We start from the raw sequence: 20,992 nt of genomic DNA on the forward strand, positions 1-20,992 counted from the left end.
ATTGCGCCGATATTTCGCCGGGTGGCGGCTGCGCCTTACCCGGCCTACAGGGCCCTCTCACAGGCTGACACATCGTAGGCCCGGTAAGCGCAGCGCCACCGGGCGATGCCATCAGGCACGGAGCCGCTTTATTGCCGGGTGGCGGCTGCGCCTTACCCGGCCTACTCGTCCGGCTCCGACTGTCTGTAGGCCCGGCAAGCGCAGCGCCGCCGGGCGATGGCATCAGGTACGGAGCTGCTTTTATGCCGGGTGGCGGCTGCGCCTTACCCGGCCTACAGGGTTTATCCGGACTGGGACGACTGAACCCACAGGCCTGTAGAAAAATTTATCCGCTCCGCTATTCCAGCCGCCAGCTCAGCACCGGCCAGCCGTATCCGGCACCGGCCGCCTGCAGCTGCGGACAGGGATTGACCAGCCGCACGCGATCCGCATGCAGGCACAGCGGCAGATCGTTAATGGAATCGGTATAGAAAGTCACCTCGCCGTCATACTGCGGATGCGCCTCGCGCCACTGCGCCAGACGCGCCACCTTCCCCTGCTGATAGCTGGGGATCCCGGCAATGACCCCGCTGTAGCCGCCGTCGACCATCGCCACGTCAATACCCAGCGCCTGATCGATCTCCAGCGCGGCGGCCACCGCCTGCACCAGCAGGCTAACCGAGGCGGAGATAATCAGCATCTGCTCTCCCTCGGCCCGCAGACGACGAATGAGCTCCCACGCCTGCGGATAGACCCGGGGCAGGATCGCCTCGCGCACGCAGCGGGCCACCAGCGCGTCAACGTCCGACTTCGGTATTCCGGCCAGCGGCGCCTGGATCAGGGCCACATAATCGGCGATATTCATCTCTCCCCGGTCATAATCCGCCATTAGCCGCGCCTCGCGGGCAAGATACCCCTTCTGCGTCGCCAGCCCTTCGCGAACCATAAACTGGCTCCAGACCGTACTGCTATCGCCCTGTATCAGGGTGTTATCGAGATCAAAAATCGTCAGCGTGTTGCCCATGATACTTTCCCTTACTGGTCAAAATAAGCTGCCGGGAGCATGCGTAAAAAAGATGACAGGAAAATGAACCGGACGCCGCAGCGCCCGGCTCGCCATCAGCCGGCGCGGACCTTCGCTGTGCGGAACACCAGCACGATCCCGCCGACGATCGCCATCATACCGATCATCGCCGCCGCCGGCAGCCGGTTGCCCAGCAGCAGATAATCCAGCAGCGCCGTGATCGCTGGCACCAGATAAAAGAGGCTGGTGACATTGACGATATTTCCCGCGCTCAGCAGACGGTACAGCAGTAGCTGGGCGACCACCGAAATCAGCAGTCCGAGAAACAGCACCGGAATAATCAACCCGGCGTTAACGGTAAACTGGAAGCCGCTGACCGGGGCAATCAGCAGGCACAGCCCCAGACTAACGGCATACTGCAGCGGCAGGACATCCGCCGGCGCCTGACGGCTGCGCTTTTGCCACAGCGCGCCAAAGGTCATCAGCAGCAGCGCCGCCAGCGCAAACAGGATCCCCACCGTCGCCATCGGCGAGGCCGCCAGGCTGCGCCACACCAATAGCACCAGCCCCGCCAGGGCAAGCAGCAGTCCTGACAGCCGCCGCCCCTGCAGGCGGCGCTCCACCACGCAAAGCGTAAGGATGGGCTGAATCCCCATGATGGTGGCGATAAGTCCCGGCGTCACGCCGTTGGCCATCGCCTCGAAGTAACAGACCGAATAGCCGCCAATCAGCATCAGTCCGGTGACAGCTGTCTGCAGGCGGGTGCCCGGCGCGGGCAGCCAGCGCCGACGGACGATAGCCAGCGGCGCCAGCGCGACCAGGGCAACCAGAAAACGAAAGACCAGCAGCGCCATCGGCGAGGCGTTATCCAGTCCCCAGCGGGTGAAGATGGCCGCGCTGCCCCACAGCAGCACAAAAAGGGCCGTTGTCGCCTGCGAGGCGAGCAGAGAATAGCGAACGTGCATAGCATGCTCCAGAACGTCAAACACAAGGAAGCGTCATACCGGCAGGTAAGCGCCTGCTAAAGACGGCGTTAAGCGCCGAAAACTACCCGGTCTGGAGGGGGAGGCGGTGGGCAGAGCGTGGCGAAGCGATGATGAGGCGCAGACGTCATCCACCCCGCGTCGAAAGCGGCGCCGGGCAAAGTCTCGCTAGAGATGGCGTAATGCGTCATGGAATGCCTCGTGAAATGTTCCTGTCAGCATCCTGGCACAGACCGTTGCGGAGTGACAACTGCCCTTTATGGCTGATCCAGCCCGAGGTTGTTTATTTTTAATCGTAAATAAACGTAAAGGCGGCCTCGGCTTATTCAGCCGTGGTTTTTAATCGGCTATAAAACAAAGCAGTCTGCTTGCTACTTCGAAAATAACGATATGAAGCCAAAACTGACGCATGCTCTCTTTTTAATTCCTTTTTTGTTGTTGGCAGGATGCTCCTCCTCACCGAAACAGGCAAAGAACACAAAATCTCATGCGGATATGACCATTGATAGCGGGTCGGACGATCTGATCCCGGTGGTGGCGGCCCTGCATGATCAGATGCACACCTGGCAGGGAACCCCCTATGAATGGGGCGGTACTGAACAAAGCGGCGTCGACTGCTCGGGTTTCGTCTGGCGCACGCTGAAGGATCGCTTTAACCTGCCGATGGAGCGGATCACCACCCGCGAGCTGCTGCACATGGGCGTGCGGGTCAATAAGCGGGATTTACGTCCCGGCGATCTGGTGTTCTTCCGCACCCGGGCCGGGATGCACGTTGGCTTTTACGATACCGATCATAATTTCCTTCACGCCTCGAGCAGCCAGGGCGTGATGCGCTCTTCGCTGGACAACCCTTACTGGGAATCGGCGTTCTATCAGGCGCGTCGTCTGCCGAAGGAGTATAACGCGCAGATCACCATGAACAGCGACACCCTGCATCTGGCGAAGAATCGCCGCTAAAAAAAAGCCGCAGCCAGGGCTGCGGCGGGTAGTTCTGCGGTTAATCAGAACTGGTAGGTCATACCCAGCGCGACGATGTCGTCATCGTTGATGCCGAGTTTGTTATCGCTTTTCAGCTGGTTGATTTTGTAATCCACGAAGGCGTTCATGTTTTTGTTGAAGTAATAGGTCAGGCCCACGTCGATGTAGTTAACCAGATCTTCACTCCCCACCCCTTCGATATCCTTCCCTTTCGACAGCACATAGCCGAGGGACGGACGCAGACCGAAGTCGAACTGATACTGCGCCACCGCTTCAAAGTTCTGCGCTTTGTTGGCAAAGCCGCCGCTGATCGGGGTCATCTTGCGGGTTTCAGAGTACATGGTCGCCAGGTAGATATTGTTGGCGTCATATTTCAGGCCGGTCGCCCAGGCTTCCGCTTTCGAACCCTGGCCGCGGGCCAGCAGGTTCTGATCGTTGGTACGGTCGGAGCTGGTGTAGGCTGCGCTGACGGCGAAGTCGCTGCCGCCGAAATCATAGCTTAACGAGGTGCCGACGCCGTCGCCGTTCTGTTTCTTCGCTTCACGGCCTTCGTTTTTACCCTGGTACTGCAGGGTCAGATCCAGGCCATCCACCAGACCGAAGAAGTCGGTGTTGCGGTAGGTCGCCAGGCCGCTGGCGCGCTTGGTCATAAAGTTATCGGTCTGGGCAGAGGAATCGCCGCCGAATTCCGGGAACATATCGGTCCAGGCTTCCACGTCGTACAGGGCGCCAAGGTTACGACCGTAATCGAAGGAGCCGTAGTTCTTCAGCTTCACGCCGGCGAACGCCAGACGGGTTTTCTGACTGGAGTCGCTCTCGGTTTTGTTACCGGAGAATTCAGATTCCCAACGGCCATAGCCGGTCAGGTCGTCGTTAATCTGCGTTTCGCCTTTAATACCGAAACGCACGTAGGTCTGATCGCCATCCTTGCTGTCATAGTCGCTGAAATAGTGCATGGCTTTGATCTTGCCGTACACATCCAGCTTGTTCGCGTTCTTATTATAAACTTCCGCTGCCTGCGTCGCTGTTGAAGCCACAAAGCCCATCATCATTAATGCCAGAGTACTCTTTTTCATTATTCAGTCCTGGTGATTTATTTATACGCGCTATTCAATTGCGGGCGCTCGCCCATCAAAAACTGGAGGTTTTTTAACGCCGGGATATTAAATATTTATGACAAGATGGAACTTTTTATAAAAAAGGGTATTTAAATGTATCTGACATATTTTTGTCACATTCCCTCTCCAGAATGCCCGATCCCGCGCAATAAAATGGCGCGCCCGCCGCCCCGGGTGTTGGCAAGCGGGCCGACTCCTGCTACAACATCAGCTCGATATCGATATTCCTTTTGAACGGCAGAGAATCATGAGTGAAAGCCAGACGCTGGTGGTAAAACTGGGCACCAGTGTTTTAACAGGCGGGTCCCGTCGCCTGAACCGCGCCCATATCGTCGAGCTTGTGCGCCAGTGCGCACAGTTGCACGCCATGGGACACCGTATTGTCATCGTGACCTCCGGGGCCATTGCCGCCGGGCGCGAGCACCTTGGTTACCCGGAACTGCCCGCCACCATCGCCTCCAAGCAGCTGCTGGCGGCGGTGGGACAAAGCCGTCTGATCCAGCTGTGGGAACAGCTGTTTTCTATCTATGGCATTCACGTTGGCCAGATGCTGCTGACCCGCGCCGACATGGAAGACAGAGAACGGTTCCTCAACGCCCGCGACACTCTGCGCGCGCTGCTGGATAACAGCATCGTCCCGGTCATTAACGAAAACGACGCCGTCGCCACCGCGGAAATCAAAGTGGGCGATAACGACAATCTCTCCGCGCTGGCCGCGATCCTCGCCGGGGCGGATAAGCTGCTGCTGTTAACCGACCAGCCAGGCCTGTTCACCGCCGACCCGCGCAGCAACCCGCAGGCGGAGCTGATTAAAGACGTCTACGGCATCGACGACGCGCTGCGCGCCATCGCCGGCGATAGCGTCTCCGGACTTGGCACCGGCGGCATGGGCACCAAGCTGCAGGCCGCGGACGTCGCCTGCCGGGCGGGGATTGATACCATCATCGCCGCCGGGAACCGCCCGGACGTCATCGGCCATGCGATGGCAGGCCTGCCGGTAGGTACCTGCTTCCACGCCCAGGAGTCTCCGCTGGAGAACCGTAAGCGCTGGATCTTCGGCGCGCCGCCAGCGGGGGAAATCACCGTCGATGCGGGCGCGACCCAGGCGATCCTCGAAAGAGGCAGCTCGCTGTTGCCAAAAGGGATCAAAATCGTCAGCGGCAACTTCTCCCGCGGCGAAGTGATCCGCATCCGCAATAGCGAAGGACGCGACATCGCTCACGGCGTCAGCCGCTACAACAGCGATGCGCTGCGCCTTATCGCCGGCCAGCACTCGCAGCAAATCGATGCCATTCTGGGCTATGAATACGGCCCGGTGGCCGTCCACCGCGATGATATGATCATCCGTTAAGGAGCTGAAAATGCTGGAACAAATGGGCATTGCCGCCAAAGCGGCCTCCTGGCAGCTGGCGTTACTCTCCAGCCGGGAAAAGAATCAGGTACTGGAAAAGATCGCCGATTATCTGGAAGCGCAGACCGACGATATTCTGCGCGCCAACGCGGAAGATTTAGCCGAAGCTCGCGCCAATGGCCTGAGTGAAGCGATGCTCGATCGCCTCGCGCTGACCCCGGCGCGTCTGAGCGGCATCGCCAACGATGTGCGCCAGGTGTGCAATCTGGCCGATCCGGTCGGCCAGGTGATCGACGGCGGGCTGCTGGACAGCGGTCTGCGTATTGAACGTCGCCGCGTCCCGCTGGGGGTGATTGGCGTGATTTATGAAGCGCGTCCCAACGTGACGGTCGACGTCGCCTCCCTGTGCCTGAAAACCGGCAACGCGGCGATCCTGCGCGGCGGGAAAGAGACCTGGCGCACCAACGCCGCCACGGTGAAGGTGATCCAGCAGGCGCTGCAGGAGTGCGGTCTGCCGGCCGCCGCGGTACAGGCTATCGAGAGCCCGGATCGCGCGCTGGTGGGCGAAATGCTGAAGATGGATAAATACATCGATATGCTGATCCCTCGCGGCGGCGCGGGCCTGCACAAGCTATGCCGTGAGCAGTCAACGATCCCGGTGATCACCGGTGGGATTGGCGTGTGCCATATCTTCGTGGATGAAACCGCCGAGATCGCCCCCGCGCTGAAGATCATCGTCAACGCCAAGACCCAGCGGCCGAGCACCTGCAATACCGTGGAAACGCTGCTGGTGCACCGCAACATCGCCGACACCTTCCTGCCGGCGTTGAGCAAGCAGATGGCCGAGAGCGGCGTCACCCTGCACGCCGCCCCTTCCGCCCTGCCCGCGCTGCAGAACGGCCCGGCGAAGGTCGAGCCGGTGAAAGCGGAGCAGTATGACGACGAGTATCTGTCGCTGGATCTGAACGTCAAAGTGGTGGCCGATATGGATGAGGCTATCGCCCATATCCGCGAACATGGCACCCAGCACTCCGACGCTATCCTGACCCGCACCCTGCGTAACGCCAACCGCTTTATCAATGAAGTGGACTCTTCCGCCGTCTACGTGAACGCCTCCACGCGCTTCACCGACGGCGGCCAGTTCGGCCTTGGCGCGGAGGTGGCGGTCAGCACCCAGAAGCTGCACGCTCGCGGCCCGATGGGGCTGGAAGCGTTAACCACCTATAAGTGGATTGGTTTCGGCGACGATACTATTCGTGCGTAAATGAGAACGGGCGATGCAAAAATAGGCAGTTGATTCCACTGGCTATTGACGCATCGCCCGCTAAGTTCTAACCTTTTGCCTCGTGATTCACGCTCGTGAACACCTCTTGCAGGGCCGATATAGCTCAGTTGGTAGAGCAGCGCATTCGTAATGCGAAGGTCGTAGGTTCGACTCCTATTATCGGCACCATTTCAACTTCCCCCAACGTCCGTGTTTATCCATAACTACCCTGATTTATAAAGATTTTACTGCTCTTCAGTCCATCTCCGTCCGTAATTTTCAAGTAAATCATATACTTAATGTATTTAGGATTGTGTATATGTCCTTGTTCGGTCATGGATTCCTATACACACGCCTTTCAATGATATGCAGATTCACTGCACTAAGCCTGTAGCTAAAGCCTATACGCTTGGATATGGGCAAGGGCTGTCATTGCTTATAGAACCTAATGGAAGCAAGAGCTGGCGGTTCCGCTATCGTTTTGCCGGTAAACCAAAAATGATCTCGCTTGGTGTGTACCCGACGCTCACACTTGCAGATGCTCGTTCTCGTCGCGACGATGCCCGAAAACTGGTCGCCGAAGGAAAGAATCCGAGCGAGATTCGAAAAGAGCAGAAGATTGCTTTGCAAACCGAGTCTGAAAGCGCGTTCGAAAAGATAGCGACCGAGTGGCACAAAATGAAGTCTGCCAAATGGTCGGCAGGATATGCCTCTGACATCATGGAAGCGTTTAAAAACAACACTTTCCCTTATGTTGGAACAAGGAAAGTGGGAGAGATTAAACCGCTGGAGCTGCTTAATGTGCTGCGCAAAATTGAAAAAACGCGGGGCGTTAGAGAAGATGCGCAAAGCGCGACAGCGCTGTTCAGAAGTGTTTCGTTATGCCATAGCTACTTGGAGAGCTGAGTTTAATCTTGCTGCAGATCTCTCTAGCGCCCTCGAAGTACATCAATCTAATCATTTTCCATTCCTAAAAGTTGGTGAGCTACCAGATTTTCTACGAGCCTTAGACAGTTACGCAAGCAGTCGGCTTGTACAAGTTGCTACGAAATTACTTATGATTACGGGTGTGAGAACCATTGAATTACGTGCAGCATTATGGCAAGAATTTGATCTGGATTACGCAATTTGGGAAATTCCTACTGAAAGGATGAAAATGCGCAGGTCACATCTTGTGCAATTGTCGACTCAGGCGTTAGATTTACTCAATGAACTGAAGATCATGTCAGGGAACTATCGTTATGTTTTTCCGGGACATATCAATCCGAACAAGCCTATGAGTGAGGCTAGCATCAACCAGTTGATCAAGCGTATTGGATATGGAGGAAAAGTGACTGGGCACGGATTTAGAAACACGATGTCAACGATTTTACATGAATATGGATGTGAGTCTACATGGATTGATATGCAACTTGCTCACAGCGACAAGAATAAAATCCGAGACGTTTATAACCATGCTGTTTACTATTCAAAACGCAAATAAATGTTAAATTGGCACTCAGAAAAGATATTAGGATGAATAATGCTGGATCAAACATTCTCGCCAAGAAACCTTTTGAGACTTTTGTATAAAGAAGATCCTAAAAAATTCCTCAGAAATATTGATAGGGAAGATTATGAAAGTGAAATGATAAAATTATCACAAATCATAAATGACGATAAGTTTAGTTTTGGCAAGTTTTCCTTTGCAAGCATAAATAATAAAAAGGTTATTATCCCCAATGAATTCAAAGACATACTAGCTTTAAGGAAAGCAAATGATAATCTCAAGAGAATCTATGGTGTCAAACAATCAGATAGAAATGATATTGTAAGACATGTCATCTGCATGCTTGAAGAACCTGTCCCCTTTTTTGTATATAAGTTAGATATTAAAGATTTTTACGAAAGTATTAATAAAAATAAAATTTTGGACAAAATAGCAAAATCCTCAATTGTTTCCTATAAAACGAAAAGGTTGATAAAGCGTTTTTTTGAGTTATCTCACCTATCTACTGAGTCAGGTGTTCCAAGAGGAATCGGTTTAAGTGCCACCATGGCTGAGCTTTATCTTGAAGATTTTGATGATAAGGTTAAACGTACTAAAAGTGTTTTCTACTATGCACGCTATGTAGATGATATTATTATTTTTACGTGTGAGAAAATAAATGATTTTCAAAATTTCTTTAAGGGATTTTTGCCAGAAAATCTAGACTTTAACATTTCAAAATGCAGAGAAATAGATATCCATAATAATGAAAAAGGGATGGTGGCCAATGAGTTCAATTATTTAGGGTATTGTTTTTGTGTTAGAAGCGGGAAAATAAAAGCTTCTGATAAGCGAGATGTTAAAGTTACAATTTCAAAAAAGAAAATACTTAAATTAAAAAGAAAAATTGTTCTTTCTTTAAAAGATTATTGCAATACGAATAATTTCGCTCTTTTGGAGAAAAGAATAAAGTTTCTTACTTCTAATGTTATACTTGAAAAGGCTAAAAAAGTTTCTGATGAAGAAAGCTCGCCACTATATAGTGGTGTGTATTATAACTACTTGCATATCAGATCGTATGATCAACTTAAAATTTTAGATTTATTTAAAAATAAAATGTTATTTTCATGCCGTGGTAGCTTAGGAAGTCAATTAATAAACAAGGGAGATAGAGACTTATTAAGATCATTAAGGAAGTATTCTTTTTTGAGTGGTTTTAATAATAGAAGAAAAGTAAGTTTTACTTTTAAAGAGATAAATGACATAAGGAGATGTTGGTAAATGAAAATAAAAATAAAAAAAGGTGATTATAATAGGGTTCTACTAACCGACGTATTACCTTATGAAGTTCCTATCCTTTTTTCTAATGAAGATTTTTATCATATTATAAGCAGGGATGATTTGCCATGCGAATTCAAGGACTTATTCTCATATGAAAATTTTAAAACTACTGTTCCGTACACATACAAAATAAAAAAAGGCCAAGCGAACTTCCGTAGCTTGGCAATTATACATCCGGCACATCAACTCAAAATATGTCATTTTTATAAGCAATATGAACACTTTATAATTCATTTATGTTCCAGAAGTGATATTTCTCTAAGATATCCCAATAAGATCGGAACTTACTATTATGAAAAAGACTTCTTAAAGGATAGGGTTAGATTAAAAGATGGGGGGGTTGATTTAGTGGTCGACGGCTTCGACTTGCAAAGTCAGACTGCTTCATCATATTTTTCTTATAAGAAATATCCTTTTCTTTATAAATTCTATGAATCTTTTGAATTTCACCGCCTTGAAAGGAAGTACGAATACATGGTGAAGTTTGATATATCTAAATGTTTTTCACATATTTACACTCATAGTTTAGCTTGGGCTGTTAAAAATAAAAAATATGCAAAAGAGAATACGGATAGTACTCATTTTGAGGGGGCTCTTGATAAACTTTTCAGAGATTTTAATCATGGGGAGACGAATGGAATATTGATCGGCCCTGAGGTTTCAAGAATCTATGCGGAAATCATTCTGCAAAGAATAGATTTAAACATCATTGAGAAGTTGAGAAAGTTGTTTAATCTTAATTTTAATGACGATTATGTAATTAAAAGATATGTTGATGACTATTTTATCTTTGTTTCTGATGAGATTAATCTCTCAAAGATTGAAATGGTACTATCTTCTGAACTAGAACATTATAAGCTTTATTTGAATGAATCAAAAAAAGAAACAACTGCAAGACCATTTATTACAGGGTTAACGATAGCAAAATATGAATTGAAGCAAGTCATTGACGACGTATATAGTGATATTGTAGATGTCGAATCAATGTATGAAATTAATAGATTAATTTCTATAAAAAATAAGGAAGGTGACTTAGAGAAAATAGATAGTGTTTTTTTGTTAGATAAAAGAAAGAAAAAATTCAGCCGTGCTGGAGAAATTATAAAATCTATAAAAGTTGTTATTAAAAGAAATGAAATAACTTTTGACCAAGTTTCGAGTTATCTATTAATGGCATTGAAGAAAAAATTATTTTCATTGTTAAAAATACTATCTCTCTATACTTATGATGAAAAAAGATATTTAAAACTAATGAGATTCATATCTGTACAATTAGAAGTTATTTTTTTTTGTTTACTCCATGGATAATAGAGTTAGACCAACATATGTAGCTTGTCAAATAATATTAGAAGTAAATGCATTTGCTGAGAGATTCGATGATGATATCAAAGAGATATTAAAGAAAAATCTTTTGGATGAAGTTGCATTGTCTTTGAAGAATATTCTTAGTTATTCAGGTGGTGGATATGTTGAGTTTTCTAATATTCTTATCGCTTTAAAGGAATTGGGCGGTGAATATTATTTCGATCAAAGTTATTTGATTGATTTCATTGATTCTAGAATGAATGACTCTGAGGGGTTAAGTTATTTTGTAATTTGCAGTATTTTGTATTATATACATGGGCGGAATGATTGTGCGGATCTTATTGAAAAGATCGAGAATATGATACTTGATAAATTCATAGATAATGCAAGCAATAAAAATGTTTGCGAAATGACATTGTTGATATCCGATGTATTATCTTGTCCTGTTCTTGATGATAAATATAAAATTAAAGCCTATAGAGCTTTTTTTCCTTCAGGGAAAAAAGCGAAGCCAACGGCTGAAATACAGCAGACTATCAATTTTTTCAGAGGTAAGGTGGTGTTTTTTAACTGGCTAGGAAATAAAAACCTCGAGCAAATTCTTTACAGAAAAGAGTTGCGAACCCCCTATGAATAGTTGTAGTATTTTGAAGCTTTAACTGCGAAGTTAATTTTTGAAAATTTCAAAAATTAATGAATCACAATGCTTTCAGCATTGGCTTTTGAAACAAACGAGGACAAACGTTCGCGATAAGTTTGGTCTCTGCTGCTAATCAGACACACTATACGTTGAAGCTAAGGTGGGCCGCCAAGCGGCCCTTTCCTTATTGTCCCTTAATGATGCCACAGTTCGTGAATTAAACATTGTTTTCATGCTGCAATTTCTATTAGCACATTCTCTTATCACCTAGACCTCATGATGAAACACATCATCTCACCAAAGCCGAGGTAAACATGGACCTCCAACGTAAGCAAAAACCACAGACATCTAACGAAGATGTGAAACTCATTTTAACCCATTAACGTGCGCTCGTAGCCCCGCCACGTCTACCCGCTTTATGGAGTGGTTTTCATGCCGTTGCATGATAGGCTCTTAACCGCACCTTATCTGGTCTGTTGGACTGACCCCGCCCCGGTAGACGCTCCTGCCCTATAAGGTGGAGCGTATGGGCACACCACGATTTACACCTGCATTTAAGGAAGAAGCCGTCCGTCAGATAACGGAGCGCGGTTATTCTGTTGCCGAAGTATCCGACCGCCTGGGTGTTTCTGCGCACAGCCTCTACAAGTGGCTACAGGTTATCAAGCCTGATAACAGCGAACAGCATGCCCGGGATTTACTGGAAGCGGAAAGCGAGACCCTGAAGCTCAGGGCCCAACTTAAGCGCACAGAGGAAGAACGGGACATACGAAAAAGGCCGCGCGGTACTTTGCAAGGGAGCCCGACTGAAGTACAGCTTTATCAATGAGCACCGCACTGTATGGGGTGTCATGACGATGTGTCGGGTGTTGTGTGTTGCCCGCGCCGGGTTTTATGTGTGGCTGCATACCCCTGTCTCCGCGCGGGATAAAGATAACCAGCGTCTGCTGGCGCTTGTCCGTGACTCCTGTTCACTGAGCGGAGGCGTGTACGCGTGGGGTTCATGGCGACCTGAACGAAATCGGGGAAACCTGCGGTAAAAACCGGGTGGGTCGGATCATGCAACTGAACCGGATTAAAGCTGTGCGCAGCTATAAAGCGCCACGTCGTATCGCTGGCAGACCTTCAGTGGTTGCGCCTAATCGTGTGCAGCGGCAGTTTACCGTTGTCCGGGCCAATCAGGTCTGGGTCACCGATATTACTTATATCCGCACCTAGCAGGGCTGGCTGTATCTGGCGGTGGTTATCGTTCTCTTCGCCCGTAACGTGGTTGGCTGGTCGATGAAGCCACTCTCTCTCGCGAACTCGCGTTGGACGCTCTGATGATGGCCGTGTGGCGTAGAAAAGCGGACGGCGAGGTTATCGTACATAGCGATCAGGGCATGTGGCGATGAGCAATGCCGTCTTAATAATATTTTGCGCCCAGGCCCTCCCTGTTCAAACCGTTAATCCAGTAATTTCATCTCCAGCGCCCGGCTCATCGCTTGAGTGCGGCTATTCACTTTAAGCTTCGCGTAGATGTTTTTGATGTGCCATTTGACCGTCTCGGCAGAAATAGCGAGGGAGCGAGCGATTTCTTTGTTCATCTGACCTTCAGCGATCAGCTGTAATATCTGCAACTCACGCTCGCTGAGCTCGCCAGGAATATCGGGGCTTCCACTATTAAACGGTGTTCCGTCTACAGGCCCGCGCTTGTCTGCCCAGGATCCCTGCACTCCCCTTTTCTCTGTCCAAGCCGAAGAGGATTCATTCATACCGATAAGCAAAGGTTGCAAGGTATCGCCAGCGTCAAGAAAGAGGCCCGTGAGATGCTGTTGTTCAGCCAGCTGCACGACTGGCTGAAATGTCGTGCGCGCAGCGGCAGTTTTGCCACTGTTCCACAAGGCCAATGACCAGAGCGTACGTAGACGCGCTGCGGTTAACCTGTCCCTCCGGCTTTCCTGATCGGAGACCATCTCAGCCAGTAAAACGCAGGCTTGCGGTGCCTGGCCTCTGGCGAGAAGAAGCCGGCTGCGGCCAAGGGATGCAGACATAACGATGGCGCGTTGGCAGGGATGTTCGGCATCCATTCTGAAGCTGGCGGCCATTTGTTCAAGCTGTCGCTGCAGTTGCTCTGCGCCGGTGAAATTGCCGCGCTGCAGTCGCACCCTCACCTGCTCGGCTAACAACATGGCCTGGAGCCGTTGCCAGCCGCGAGACACCGCAAGACGCTGCGCATGCTCCAGCAATCGCTCGCCCTCATAGGGCATATCGTTATCTAAGGCCTGACGCGCGAGATAGGTATAGCAACGACTCAGCGCGTCGGGTGGACTGAATCGGTCGATGAATTCGAGCCGGTCGGCTAACAGATGCTCGGGCGAGTCACCCCTCTGACATTCATAGGCTATCTCCGCCAGCAGCGGCGCCAGCGTCGCGCCACTGGTCGACTGGGTACCGGTATAACATTCAGCCTGGCGCAACGTTTTCTCTGCATACCACCCGGCTTTTCCCAGATCGCCCTGACAAAGATGGCACTGGGCAATAATAAACGCGCGATAAACCGAAACAAACAGATTATCTAAAGGACTTTCCGGAGAGGGCATATGCTGTTGAACCTCCAGCGCGTCGTGATAGCGCTGGTTAACAACATGGCAATAGCTGAGAATATTGCATATCAGACCATCAACCCAGGTGTCGCCGCAGGGCACTTCGGCCAGCAACGGCTGAACTATAGCCAGACTCTCCGGGATGTTTTCCGCAAAGGCTTCGCAAATTGCCCGCACAACGCGCAATTTACACCAGGTGCTGCGGGTTAAATCCTCACGATGATGAAGTACCATCTGATCGAGGTTATCAAGCAGCTGCCTCGACTCATCAAAGTGGAAATAATGCGCCAGTGCCCAGGCCAGGTTAATTTGCAGGTCAATGCGCGACGGATCGGTGCTGGGCGGTAAATGATGCATCCATGAGATCAGAGTATCGATATCCCCTTCTTCCGCCAGTGACTGAGCGCTTGTGCCGTCCTGCACGGGGCTATGCACCGGCTTGCCTGCGCTGAGCGCATGGCGTACCGCCTCAGACCACAGCTTCTGTTCGACGAACCAATGACTGGCTAATTCATGTAGCTGTTTGCGGTCAATATCGTTGTTCTGCTGCAGCATGGTCCGAAGATTTTCCTGCAACAGAGGATGGTAGCGAAACCAGTAGCCTTGTTCGTCAAGGGCTGACAAAAAAAGGTTGTGTCGCTCAATCCATGCCAGCATCGCTTTACTATCATCACGTCCAGTCACTGCATTGCATAGTTCGGCATTCAACCGACTGAGGAAGGACGTTTTCACCAGGAAATCGAGAACCTCTTCCGGCAGCGGATCCAGTACCACCTCTTTCAGATAGCGTGCAATGGATCGTGTTCCTCCATGCATATTACGCAACAGATGCTCGGGATCATGCTGTAATTCTGCCGACAATGAAGCGATCTTCATGCCCGCGATCCAGCCCTCTGTCACGGACTGTAGCCGCTGTGCATGATGGTTGCTGAGAGGTAGCGCAACCGTGCGGCTAAAATAGTGTTTTGTTTCTTCGAGCGTGAATTGCAGGTCTCGATCATAGATCTCCACCAGTTGGTCCTGGGCCTGCAGCTGGCTCAGCGCAAGATTCGGGTGGAAACGGCTGCCAATGATCAGATGCAAGGCGGCAGGCGCATGCTTGATTAAATACCCCAGGGCTTCATAGACCCCACGATCGTTAATCACGTGGAAGTCGTCGATAATCAGGTACACGTCATGCGGGCAGTAGTGTAGCTGGTTAATGAGCCCGGCCAGCAGTTGCTCGGAGCTGGAGAGCTTCTGTTCTTCCATGTCACGCCAGAAATCGGCGTCCCAGTCAGCATAGAGTGGACGCAATGCTTGCAGCAGATAAGGAATAAACTGCCATACGTCATCATCATCCTCATCGAGGCTCAGCCAGGCGATACGTTCCCCCTGCGCGACCATCTGCTGATGCCATTGTGCCAACAGCGTGGTTTTGCCAAATCCAGCGCCGGCGCAGACGACGCCCAGCCGGCACTGCTGAACGGGACTGAGAAGCTGAAGCAGCCGGGGGCGCTCCAGCAATTGTATTGAGGAGCGAGGCGGGACGAATTTGGTCAGGATTAGCGGCAAGCCTCGCGTCAGCCGCAATGGCCCGGAGACCAGTGAGGGTGATTGGCGACCTTCTAAATCCAATGGCTTCATCCGTGGTGTCTACTCGCTTTGTTTTTTTCAATTGTACGCCAGCCCCCGGGATGACATGGGGTAGCCAAACTTTATTGCTACACAAAATTTAGAAAGTTTGACCTCAAGCATGAAAACCCCCACCTACCCCCCCATGAAGGTGGCTTCGCACTCCCTTTAACCGCTCGTAGATTCATTGCATGGGTGTGGCCAGGGTTATCCGCCCTGTCTGTTGGCCCCGCCTGGGTGACCTTTATTGAGGAGAATTAAACGATGCTCAGCAAACAGGCGTTATTGCAGGCTTACCGCAAGATGCGGGAGATCAGAACATTTGAAGAGCGGTTGCACCAGGAAAATACCAGCGGTGATATTCCGGGCTTCATTCACCTTTACACCGGTGAGGAGGCCATCGCGGTGGGGGTCTGCGAAAATTTAACGAGCGCAGATTTTATTGGTTCAACACACCGTGGACATGGCCACTGTATTGCTAAAGGTTGCGACATTCACGGCATGATGGCCGAAATATTCGGTAAGGACAGCGGGTTATGTCGCGGTAAGGGCGGGTCGATGCACATTGCCGATCTGTCGAAAGGAATGCTGGGGGCGAACGCTATCGTTGGGGGAGCCCCTCCCCTGGCCATCGGCGCCGCGCTAACGGCAAAGACGCTAAAAACCGGCAACGTCGGTGTCTCTTTTACGGGCGATGGTGGTTCTAATCAGGGCCTGGTCTTTGAAGCCATCAATATGGCCGTCGTGCTCCAGCTTCCAGCCGTCTTTATTTTCGAGAATAACGGTTACGGCGAAGGGACCGGCCATGACTACGCCGTGGGTGGGCGTGATATCGCCCGGCGCGCCGCTGGCTTCGGCCTGCCGGCAGTGACCGTCGATGGCACCGATTTCTTTGCCGTTTATGAGGCAACCTCAGAGGCGGTCAAGCGTGCGCGAGAAGGCGGTGGCCCAAGCGTCATTGAGGCCAAAGCCTTCCGCTGGCATGGTCATTTTGAGGGCGATCCCGCGCTATATCGTGCGGAAGGTGAAGTGCAACGCCTGCGTGAACAACATGATCCGCTGAAGATTTTCACCGCTAAGGTCAAGCAACATATCACCAAGGAAGAACTGGCGGCGATTGACGAGGAAGTAGAAGCCCTGGTCAACGATGCCGTATTGAAGGCCCGCGCCGCTGCCTACCCGGCTCCGGAAGACCTGCTGACAGACGTGTACGTCTCATACTGAGGGTGATAACCATGACAATAAAAACCTATCGTGAAGCGGTCAAGGAAGCCCTGGCTCAGGAAATGGAACGCGATGAACGCGTGGTGCTCATCGGTGAAGACTTGCGTGGTGGTCATGGCGGAAATGCGCCCGAAGAGGCGAAAATAGAAGCCTTTGGCGGTGTGCTGGGTGTCACTAAAGGGCTGTGGACGCAGTTCGGCTCCGATCGGGTGATCGACACGCCCATTACCGAGTCGGCCATCATCGGTATGGCGGCCGGCGCCGCAGCGACGGGTTTGCGGCCGGTCGCGGAATTGATGTTCATGGATTTTTTTGGCGTGAGTCACGATGCGCTGTACAACCAGGCGGCTAAGTTCCGCTACATGTTTGGTGGCAAAGCCAGAGCTCCGCTGGTGATGCGAGGGATGATCGGCGCGGGGTTTTCTGCCGCAGCCCAGCATTCACAGTCACCCTATAATATCTTTGCCACCACGCCTGGACTGAAGGTGGTGGTGCCCTCGACGCCTTATGACGTCAAGGGTCTGTTAATCCAGTCCATTCGCGACGACGACCCGGTGGTATTCTGCGAGCATAAAATGCTGTACGACCTCAAGGGCGAGGTACCGGACGAGATCTATACCATCCCGCTAGGTGTAGCCAACTACACTCGCGAAGGGGAGGACGTCACCATCATTGCGTTGTCGGCAATGGTACATAAAGCAAACCAGGTGGCGGACAAACTGGCCAGAGAGGGGATCTCGGTCGAGGTGGTCGACCCGCGAACCATTTCGCCGCTGGATGAGGAAGGTATTCTGGAATCGGTGGCTTCCACAGGGCGGGTCGTGATTGTCGACGAATCCGCGGCACGCTTCGGTTTTGCTCATGATGTCGCGGCGCTGATTGCGTCCCAGGCATTCCATTTCCTCAAAGCGCCCGTTCTGCTGGTGACGCCGCCACACACGCCGGTCCCGTTCTCCCCTGCTCTCGAAAAACTCTGGATCCCTGGCGTAGAACGTATCGAAGCCGCCGTCCGTCAAGTGCTGGAGGATTAACCTATGAGCGAAATCAAGACGCTTGAAATGCCAAAGTGGGGGCTTTCCATGGAGGAAGGCTTGCTCGCTCGATGGGCAATCCAGGAGGGTGACGATTTCACCAGAGGGCAGGAAATCTGTGAGATTGAAACCAGTAAAATCGTCAATGTGCTGGAGGCACCTTTTGCCGGTACATTACGCCGGATAATCGCCCGAGAGGGTGAGACGCTTCAGGTAGGCGCCGTGCTGGCCCTGGCGGCTGACGCGTCGGTCAGCGATGCTGAACTGGACGAATTTGTTGCCCGCCTGGCGACGGCGAAACCCGCAGCCCCAGGCCCGGAGGCTGCCGCGCCGGACGTAGCGGCACAGGCAGGCGCTAAGCCAGCTTCCGTTGTTTCGCCGCCATCCAACAGCCCCGAGCCCCCTGTTGGGCAGACCGTCATTCCCGTCAGTCTGCAAGGCGTGACTGATGTGACTCAGGTTAATGCCACGCCCCATGCGTTACGACTGTCTGCCCGCTGGGGTGTCGACCTGAAAAAGGTCCGCGGCAGCGGGCGCGGGGAACGTATCTCTGTTTCTGATCTGGAAAGCGCGATCGTTGCCGCCGGCGGTCGCCTGGCCTCTCCGACGCCCCCCGTTCGTCGCAGCAAAGCGCCCCGCTCGCATGCCGATGACAGCCAGGTATCGGCCACCCCGCTGGCGCGCCGTCTGGCCGGCAAGCTGGGTATCAACTTGCATGACTGCCGAAGCAGCGGTTCACGCGGTCGGGTGAGTCGCGATGATGTGCTGGCTGCGGCGTTGTTGCTCGACGGGCACCCGCCGGTCAGCCCTGTGCAGGAGAGTGCCCCGACACCCTTTGAGAGCATCCCGATGTCCGGTATGCGGCGGGCTATCGCTTCTCGCTTGCAAACCTCTAAGCAACAGTCTCCCCATTTCCGTTTGAGTGTCGAACTCGATCTGGAACGACTGTTAGCGTTTCGTCAGGAAATTAACCGCGAAGTACCCGGCGTCAAGATTTCGGTTAACGACCTGCTGGTGAAGGCCTGCGCCCTGGCGCTGGTGGCCGTGCCTGACGTCAATATCCAGTTTGATGAAGCGGCACAAAGTATCCGCCGCTTTACGGATGCCGACATTTCGGTGGCCGTTGCGCTGCCTGCCGGGCTAATTACCCCTATTGTTCGCTCGGCGAACCGGAAATCGATTAGCGACATATCGAACGAAATTCACTCGCTGGTGACCAGAGCCAAAGCGGGCACGCTGAAGCCGGAAGAGTTCCAGGGCGGGACCTTTAGCCTGTCAAATCTGGGGATGCTCGGCGTCCGGCAGTTTGACGCCATCATCAATCCACCGCAAAGCGCAATCCTCGCCATTGGCGCCGGCGAGGTCCGGGCGGTAGTACGCGACGGGCAAATCGTCGCGCGCCAGCAAATGACGGTATCGCTATCCTGCGATCACCGGGTCATCGATGGCGCGGCAGGTGCGGCTTTTCTCCGGGAACTCAAGCGACTGATTGAAACCCCGACCTTGATGTTTATCCAGGAGACGAGCTATGCACGATAAATACGATGTGCTGATCATCGGCGGGGGTCCTGGGGGATACGTTGCCGCCATCCGTGCCGGCCAGCTAGGGCTTCGTACCGTATTAGTGGAAAAACAACATCTGGGCGGCATCTGCCTGAACTGGGGATGCATTCCAACCAAGGCGCTGCTGCATGGCGCTGAGGTTGCGCACACTATCACCCATGCCAGTCAGCTGGGCATCAGCGTGGGCGAGGTGAACGTCGATCTGCAGAAACTGGTGCAGTTTAGCCGTACCGTATCGCAACAGCTCACCGCTGGGGTTGCGTACCTGTTGAAGAAAAATGGCGTGAGGGTGATTGATGGCACCGCGCGGCTGCGCGGCAAGGGGCAAATCACAGTCGAGGATGCCCGAGGGGAGGTGCGCGATTACCGGGCCGATCACGTGATCCTGGCAACCGGCGCCCGACCACGCGCATTGCCAGGCATAGCGCCAGATGGCGAACATATCTGGACCTATTTCGAGGCGCTGCGGCCTAAGCTTTTACCCAAGTCGCTCTTAATCATCGGTTCAGGGGCGATTGGCGTCGAGTTCGCCAGCCTTTATAACGATCTGGGCTGTAAAGTGACGCTGGTCGAGCTAGCGTCGCAGATTTTGCCAGTGGAAGATGCCGAGGTGTCTGCAGCAGTGCGTAAGTCATTCGAAAAACGCGGTATTCAGATCCATACCCAGACCCTGGTGACGCAAGTACAGCTCACCGATACCGGGGTGCGCTGCACACTAAACAACACCGGCGGCGAATATTCTCAGGATGTCGAACGTGTGCTGCTGGCGGTCGGCGTACAGCCGAATATTGAAGATCTGGGGCTGGAAACGCTGGGCGTTGAGTTAGACCGCGGTTTTATCAAGACGGACGCGGCTTGTCGCACTAACGTATTTGGGCTTTATGCCATCGGCGATGTAGCCGGCCCGCCGTGTCTGGCGCACAAGGCCAGCCACGAAGGCGTGCTCTGCGTTGAGACCCTGGCCGGTGTCGAAGGCGCCCACCCTCTCGATCGCGACTATGTGCCTGGTTGCACTTATGCCCGGCCCCAGGTTGCCAGTCTGGGCCTGACGGAATCGACGGCCCTGGCCAGGGGACGGCCCGTCAGGATCGGTAAGTTCTCTTATCAGAGCAATGGTAAGGCGCTGGCCAGCGGCGAGACAGAGGGTTTTGTGAAGACCATTTTCGATGCTGAAACAGGTGAATTGCTGGGCGCGCATATGGTTGGCGCACAGGTCACGGAACAGATCCAGGGGTTTGGTATCGCCCGACACCTGGAGGCCACCGATGAAAGTCTCCTGTCGATGATCTTTGCGCATCCGACACTTTCCGAAGCGATGCATGAGTCAATCCTCGCGGCCTGCGACCAACCGTTGCATCAATAAGAAATAAGGGAGGCGATAGCTGCGCGATACGGAGTAAGTTCCCGTTATCCCTCCCGCACTCCCCGGCAGAAGATCCCCAACAACGGTTACGGCAGGATCTATTGATCTGAAACGCTAAGCGCCATGCGTAAATTCTGTATGTTTAGTAGACAACCAAACGA

General features: G+C 52.3%; 14 protein-coding genes, 1 tRNA gene and 2 pseudogenes. 13 read left to right on the top strand and 4 right to left on the bottom strand.

Annotated elements, in window-relative coordinates:
- Positions 1 to 337 precede the first annotated feature (337 nt).
- Positions 338 to 1,003 carry an HAD family hydrolase gene (locus IB144_RS20900; RefSeq protein ID WP_023322122.1) on the bottom strand — a complete coding sequence of 222 codons (666 nt, stop codon included), beginning with the start codon at positions 1,001 to 1,003 and terminating at the stop codon, positions 338 to 340.
- Between the two features lie 95 nt (positions 1,004 to 1,098).
- Positions 1,099 to 1,968, bottom strand: a complete 870-nt coding sequence (locus IB144_RS20905) for a DMT family transporter (RefSeq protein WP_040171783.1) — start codon at positions 1,966 to 1,968, stop codon at positions 1,099 to 1,101.
- 408 nt (positions 1,969 to 2,376) lie between these two features.
- Here IB144_RS20905 and IB144_RS20910 point away from each other — a divergent pair, with 408 nt between their 5' ends.
- Positions 2,377 to 2,943 carry an NlpC/P60 family protein gene (locus IB144_RS20910; RefSeq protein ID WP_004191825.1) on the top strand — a complete coding sequence of 189 codons (567 nt, stop codon included), beginning with the start codon at positions 2,377 to 2,379 and terminating at the stop codon, positions 2,941 to 2,943.
- 44 nt (positions 2,944 to 2,987) lie between these two features.
- Here the strand turns inward: IB144_RS20910 and phoE are convergent, their stop codons facing one another.
- Positions 2,988 to 4,040 (bottom strand): phosphoporin PhoE, encoded by a 1,053-nt coding sequence (gene phoE, locus IB144_RS20915; protein WP_004144576.1) that lies wholly within the window; start codon positions 4,038 to 4,040, stop codon positions 2,988 to 2,990.
- Between the two features lie 289 nt (positions 4,041 to 4,329).
- On the opposite strand from phoE, the gene proB reads away from it, so the two are divergent.
- The 8 genes and pseudogenes from proB to IB144_RS20955 form a co-directional block, all read left to right on the top strand.
- Positions 4,330 to 5,433 carry a glutamate 5-kinase gene (gene proB, locus IB144_RS20920; protein WP_004144574.1) on the top strand — a complete coding sequence of 368 codons (1,104 nt, stop codon included), beginning with the start codon at positions 4,330 to 4,332 and terminating at the stop codon, positions 5,431 to 5,433.
- Positions 5,434 to 5,443: 10 nt separating this feature from the next.
- Positions 5,444 to 6,697 (top strand): glutamate-5-semialdehyde dehydrogenase, encoded by a 1,254-nt coding sequence (proA, locus tag IB144_RS20925; RefSeq protein ID WP_008805305.1) that lies wholly within the window; start codon positions 5,444 to 5,446, stop codon positions 6,695 to 6,697.
- Between the two features lie 113 nt (positions 6,698 to 6,810).
- Positions 6,811 to 6,886 (top strand) — tRNA-Thr (locus tag IB144_RS20930).
- A gap of 177 nt (positions 6,887 to 7,063) precedes the next feature.
- Positions 7,064 to 8,180: pseudogene (locus IB144_RS20935) on the top strand (integrase arm-type DNA-binding domain-containing protein).
- A gap of 39 nt (positions 8,181 to 8,219) precedes the next feature.
- Entirely contained in the window at positions 8,220 to 9,446 is a 1,227-nt protein-coding gene (gene drt3a, locus IB144_RS20940; RefSeq protein ID WP_048990562.1) for an antiviral reverse transcriptase Drt3a, read from the top strand.
- Positions 9,447 to 10,814 (top strand): antiviral reverse transcriptase Drt3b, encoded by a 1,368-nt coding sequence (gene drt3b / locus IB144_RS20945; RefSeq protein ID WP_181946390.1) that lies wholly within the window; start codon positions 9,447 to 9,449, stop codon positions 10,812 to 10,814. It abuts the gene before it with no gap.
- Positions 10,807 to 11,448: a hypothetical protein gene (locus IB144_RS20950; protein WP_181946389.1), complete on the top strand. Its 642-nt coding sequence runs from the start codon at positions 10,807 to 10,809 to the stop codon at positions 11,446 to 11,448. The genes drt3b and IB144_RS20950 overlap by 8 nt, the downstream gene beginning before the upstream one ends.
- Positions 11,449 to 11,977: 529 nt before the next feature.
- Positions 11,978 to 12,833: pseudogene (locus IB144_RS20955) on the top strand (IS3 family transposase); the annotation flags it as partial.
- Positions 12,834 to 12,896: 63 nt separating this feature from the next.
- Here the strand turns inward: IB144_RS20955 and IB144_RS20960 are convergent.
- Entirely contained in the window at positions 12,897 to 15,662 is a 2,766-nt protein-coding gene (locus IB144_RS20960; RefSeq protein WP_065888833.1) for a LuxR C-terminal-related transcriptional regulator, read from the bottom strand.
- A 252-nt stretch (positions 15,663 to 15,914) separates the two neighbouring features.
- On the opposite strand from IB144_RS20960, the gene IB144_RS20965 reads away from it, so the two are divergent.
- Genes IB144_RS20965 through lpdA form a run of 4 tightly spaced genes read left to right on the top strand, consistent with a single transcriptional unit; the run spans position 15,915 to position 20,831 of the window.
- Complete coding sequence (locus IB144_RS20965) at positions 15,915 to 16,874, top strand: thiamine pyrophosphate-dependent dehydrogenase E1 component subunit alpha (protein WP_012737450.1); 960 nt, start codon at positions 15,915 to 15,917, stop codon at positions 16,872 to 16,874.
- 11 nt (positions 16,875 to 16,885) lie between these two features.
- Positions 16,886 to 17,905 carry an alpha-ketoacid dehydrogenase subunit beta gene (locus IB144_RS20970; RefSeq protein WP_002889881.1) on the top strand — a complete coding sequence of 340 codons (1,020 nt, stop codon included), beginning with the start codon at positions 16,886 to 16,888 and terminating at the stop codon, positions 17,903 to 17,905.
- Positions 17,906 to 17,908: 3 nt separating this feature from the next.
- Complete coding sequence (locus IB144_RS20975; protein ID WP_004894023.1) at positions 17,909 to 19,444, top strand: 2-oxo acid dehydrogenase subunit E2; 1,536 nt, start codon at positions 17,909 to 17,911, stop codon at positions 19,442 to 19,444.
- Positions 19,434 to 20,831 (top strand): dihydrolipoyl dehydrogenase, encoded by a 1,398-nt coding sequence (lpdA, locus tag IB144_RS20980; RefSeq protein WP_032445594.1) that lies wholly within the window; start codon positions 19,434 to 19,436, stop codon positions 20,829 to 20,831. Before IB144_RS20975 ends, lpdA begins: the two co-directional genes overlap by 11 nt.
- Positions 20,832 to 20,992 lie beyond the last annotated feature (161 nt).

Source organism: Klebsiella sp. K4 (assembly GCF_014596785.2).
GTDB classification, from domain to species: Bacteria; Pseudomonadota; Gammaproteobacteria; order Enterobacterales; family Enterobacteriaceae; genus Klebsiella; species Klebsiella pneumoniae.